Source organism: Bradyrhizobium sp. (assembly GCF_027307225.1).
Taxonomy (GTDB): domain Bacteria; phylum Pseudomonadota; class Alphaproteobacteria; order Rhizobiales; family Xanthobacteraceae; genus Bradyrhizobium.
Map to the genome: position 1 here is coordinate 1 of NZ_DAHUXJ010000127.1, position 4,087 is coordinate 4,087.

General features: G+C 62.8%; 5 protein-coding genes. 2 read left to right on the plus strand and 3 right to left on the minus strand.

Features of this window, described 5'->3' with window-relative positions:
• Positions 1–146 (plus strand): integrase core domain-containing protein (locus tag M6D32_RS21365; protein WP_298259967.1); only part of this gene is annotated, 146 nt, incomplete at its 5' end.
• 4 nt (positions 147–150) lie between these two features.
• Here the strand turns inward: M6D32_RS21365 and M6D32_RS21370 are convergent.
• Positions 151–897: a glycerophosphodiester phosphodiesterase gene (locus M6D32_RS21370; protein WP_298259961.1), complete on the minus strand. Its 747-nt coding sequence runs from the start codon at positions 895–897 to the stop codon at positions 151–153.
• 17 nt (positions 898–914) lie between these two features.
• Positions 915–1,382: a RidA family protein gene (locus M6D32_RS21375; protein ID WP_298259963.1), complete on the minus strand. Its 468-nt coding sequence runs from the start codon at positions 1,380–1,382 to the stop codon at positions 915–917.
• 306 nt (positions 1,383–1,688) lie between these two features.
• Between M6D32_RS21375 and M6D32_RS21380 the strand changes: the two genes are divergently transcribed.
• Positions 1,689–2,564, plus strand: a complete 876-nt coding sequence (locus M6D32_RS21380; RefSeq protein WP_298259965.1) for a cell envelope integrity EipB family protein — start codon at positions 1,689–1,691, stop codon at positions 2,562–2,564.
• 144 nt (positions 2,565–2,708) lie between these two features.
• Here the strand turns inward: M6D32_RS21380 and M6D32_RS21385 are convergent, their stop codons facing one another.
• Positions 2,709–4,022, minus strand: a complete 1,314-nt coding sequence (locus M6D32_RS21385) for a DNA polymerase IV (protein ID WP_298259970.1) — start codon at positions 4,020–4,022, stop codon at positions 2,709–2,711.
• Positions 4,023–4,087 lie beyond the last annotated feature (65 nt).

A 4,087-nucleotide genomic window follows, 5' to 3' on the forward strand; every position in this document is an offset into this window, starting at 1 on the left:
ACCTGACATCAGATGACAGAGCCCGACATCTGCCAGAGTGGCTACATCGATACAATTGGCACCGGCCGCATTGCAGCCTAAAGTGCAAACCACCTATCAGCCGTCTCGGTCTGACCGGGGACAACCTCTTGAGGCTCCACAACTAGCTAGTCAGGGGCGGAACCCTTCGAAGATCATTTGATCGGCATAGCGGCCGGCGCGGGCTCGCTGTTCCGCAGTGCGCACGGTCCAGGTGAGGAGCGGCAGGCCGAACAGATGCCGCGCGATCCAGGGGGCAGGCGCCGGCAGATCATTGACCCAATAAGCCACGAATTGCGGCCGGGTCTTGAGCGCGTGCTTCAGGTGCCGCATGCCGGCGCGCTGGGCTGGGGTTGCTTCCGGCCAACCGGCTTCCGTGTAGTTGCTTTCGGCGACGATGCCGCGGGGCCGGTCCGGGATCAGTTCCCGCAGCGCCATCACCTGGTCCGGATCGAACGACATCCCGGCGGCCGGGCCCGCATAGGACTTCAGCACTTCGGCCATTCGCTTCACCAACCTGCGATCGCCGTCGAAATGGCTCTTGACCTCGACAATGATCGGAACGCGCCCACGGACGAGGATGCAGAGGTCGGCGAGCGACATCATCCGTTCCGGCGTGTCCTTGAAGCGGACCTCTTTCAACGCCATCGAGGTCAAGCCGAGCAGGGCGCCCGCACCCTCCGTCAGGCGGCCGAGTTCATCGTCATGATGCACCATGGCCTCGCCGTCGGCGGTAAGCTGGATATCGCATTCGATGGCGAAATTGCTCTCGATGGCGGCCAACGCCGCGCCCGGCATGTTCTCGATGAGGCCGCGCGAACGATCGTGCAGGCCCCGATGGGCCACCGGCCGCGCGGTCAGCCAGTCCGGGGCGGGCATCGCCGATGACCTTTCGCTTATGCGACCTCGAACACCCCTTCGACCTCGACCGCTGCATCGGCCGGCAACGCCGCGACGCCGACGGTACTGCGTGAGTGGCGGCCCTTGTCGCCGAATGCCGCGACCATCAGGTCGGAGGCGCCATTGAGCACCTTTGGACCATCGAGAAAATCGGGCGCCGAATTGACAAAGCCGCCGAGACGCACCACGCGCGCGACCTTGTCGAGATCGCCGAGCGCGGCCTTGACCTGCGCCAGCAGGTTGATGGCACAGCCGCGCGCGGCGGCGGCGCCTTGTTCGATCGTCACGCCGGCGCCAAGCTTGCCTTTGGCGATCAGCTTGCCGTCAGCGCCGAAGCATACTTGGCCAGAAACGAACAGCAAGTTTCCGCTGCGCACGAACGGCACGTAATTCGCGACCGGATTCGGCGGTTCATGCAGGGTGATGCCCTGTGATGCCAGTTTCTGTTCGACGGTACCCGCCATGTTTCGTCCCCGCTCATGTTAGCCGGCCCAAGTCTGGCCGACCGTTCTGTTTCGCGCATCGGACGATCCGTTGCAAGCGAGGGTAGGCCCTGGCCGCGGGGCCAATTCGCCATGAATTGAAGCCTTCCGCCTTTTGGCCGCAGTTGCGACGCAATGAAGCGACGAATATTCTGGAACGATCCTTTGACTGAGTCTGGTCTCCACAGAAAAGCCGCTTCGCGTTAGCGCAGGGCAAGAGGGGTTTCCCGGAATCATGCTCGGCTTTAAGGAACTGCCAGATCGCAAAGAGTTTTCAAGGGAAAAGACATGCCCCGCGTATTCCGGACGTTAGCTAGCAGCGCCAAATCGTTGCCGCTCGCGATCGCGGTTTTGACGGTCGCGCTGGCGGCCGCCGGAAAAGCCGAAGCCGCCGCCAGCGGCGGATTTCTTTCCCACCAGGCGCTTTACGATCTTTCGCTGTTGAAATCGCGCGGATCCAATTCGATCAGCAGCGCACGGGGCCGTATCCTCTACAGCTTCTCTGGCAGCGCTTGCGAGGGCTATACGTCCGAATTCCGTCAGGTCTCCGAGATGGCCGGCGGCGACGACAAGGTCACCCTGTCGGATCTGCGCTCGACCTCGTGGGAAGATGCAGCCGGCAAGACCTATCGGTTCAAGATCGATTCGCGGATGAACGATATCGATCAGGGCCCGGTCGACGGCGTCGCCGAACGGGTCGGCGACCATATCACGGTCAAGCTGAAGCAGCCACAGGTCAAGACCTTCAACCTCGACGGTTCAGTGGTATTCCCGACCGAGCAGATCGAGCACATCATCGCCGCCGCCAAGGAGGGCAAGAGCATTCTGGAACAGACCGTCTATGACGGCTCGGACAACGGCGAGAAGGTTTTCAACACCATGGCGGTGATCGGGCAACCGATCCAAGGCGATCGGACGACTGCATCGCCCGATCCCGCGACTGAAAGCGACATGATGAAATCGACAACCCGCTGGCCGGTAACCGTGAGTTACTTCGATCGCGATGCCAAGCCGGAGGAGGGCGAGCAGACGCCGGTTTATGCGATGTCGTTCGAGTTGTTCGAAAACGGCGTGTCGCGGGCACTGGTGCTCGACTACAACGATTTCGTCATTTCCGGCGCGCTCGGAAAATTCAACGTCAAGGATTCCAAGCCGTGCAAGTGACGGCGGGCAACGTGTCCCGGACGCGGTGCAGCGTTCTTCACGATGCACCGCAGGGCCGGGACCCGGAGGGAATCCATGGTGCCATGGGCCCCGGATCAGCAGCGCATCGCTTTCTCGCTGCGCGGCGTCCGGGGCACGCTCAACTCACTCCGTCTTCTCCGGCCCCTCATAGGCGATGCCCCTGATCACCGCCGCATTGCCGAATTTCTTGCGCAGGCCGTCGATCGCGCGCTCGGCATCCGCAGAGCGCCGATCGAGCATGTCCACCTCATGCGCCTGCGAGCTTGGGCGAAGCGCGCTGACCCCTGTACCCATCAGGCGGAACGTGGTGCCGTCGATCTCCTTGGCCAGCATTTCGCGCGATACCGAGAAAATCCTGCCTGCGAGCTGGGTCGGCGCCGAGATCGACTGTGAGCGGGTCCGCTGCTTGAAATCGGCGGTCTTCAGCTTCAGCGTGATGGTCGATCCGGCAAGCTCGCTGCTCTTGAGCCGGCTCGAGACCTTTTCCGACAGCTGCCACAGCAGCCTTTCGAGGGTTGCGAAATCGCGCAGGTCGGTCTCGAAGGTGGTTTCGCTGGAAATCGTTTTGGCGCCGCGATCGGCTACCACGCGCCGGTCGTCGATCCCGCGGGCGAGCCGCCACAGCCGCTGCCCTTCGCCGCCGAACTGCCTCATCAGTTCGGCTTCGTCGGCGCGCTGCAAATCGGCAATCAGGCGAAAGCCGCGCTGAATCAGACGCTCTTGCGTCGCCGGTCCCACGCCAAAGATGAAGTTGACCGGCTTCTCGGCCAGCATTGTGCGGGCTTCGTCCTGGTCAAGCGCTGCAAAGCCTCTGGGCTTGTCGAGGTCGGAGGCAATCTTGGCGAGGAACTTGTTGTAGGAGAGCCCGACCGAAACGGTGACGCCGATCTCGCGTTCGATCGCGTGCGCAAAGCGCGCCAGCACCTTGGCCGGGATCATGCCATGCACGCGCTGCGTTCCCGAGAGGTCGAGGAACGCCTCATCGATTGAGAGTGGTTCCACCAGCGGGGTCAGCGACTGCATCGCGTGGCGCACCTCGCGACCGACCCGGACATATTTGGCCATGTCGGGCCGGATCACGATCGCGGAAGGGCAGAGTTCAAGCGCCTTGAACATCGGCATCGCAGAACGGACGCCGAAGGTGCGCGAGATGTAGCAGGCGGCCGAAACCACCCCGCGCTTTCCTCCGCCGATGATCACCGGCTTGTCGGCGAGCTGTGGATTGTCGCGCTTCTCCACGGTCGCATAGAAGGCGTCGCAATCGATATGGGCGAGATTCAAACTCGGCAGAGCGCGGTGACGCACGAGCCGGGGCGATCCGCAACCGCTGCATCGCCTTGCGGTCGTTTCCTGATCATGAAGGCAGTCCCGGCAAAAGCAGGTCGGTCCATCCGCAACGGTTGAAGCGGCGGCCGTCACGGCACATCGCGCTCCCATTTCGGATCGCTCAACGCTTGATGGGCAGCGGCGATATTGGTCGGATGAAGCTTCGAGGTCTCGGC

Bases quoted from the DNA above. Each gene is read 5' to 3' on its own strand.
- M6D32_RS21370 (WP_298259961.1), bottom strand. From the start codon at position 897: ATGCCCGCCCCGGACTGGCTGACCGCGCGGCCGGTGGCCCATCGGGGC.
- M6D32_RS21375 (WP_298259963.1), bottom strand. From the start codon at position 1,382: ATGGCGGGTACCGTCGAACAGAAACTGGCATCACAGGGCATCACCCTG.
- M6D32_RS21380 (WP_298259965.1), top strand. From the start codon at position 1,689: ATGCCCCGCGTATTCCGGACGTTAGCTAGCAGCGCCAAATCGTTGCCG.
- M6D32_RS21385 (WP_298259970.1), bottom strand. From the start codon at position 4,022: ATGGGAGCGCGATGTGCCGTGACGGCCGCCGCTTCAACCGTTGCGGAT.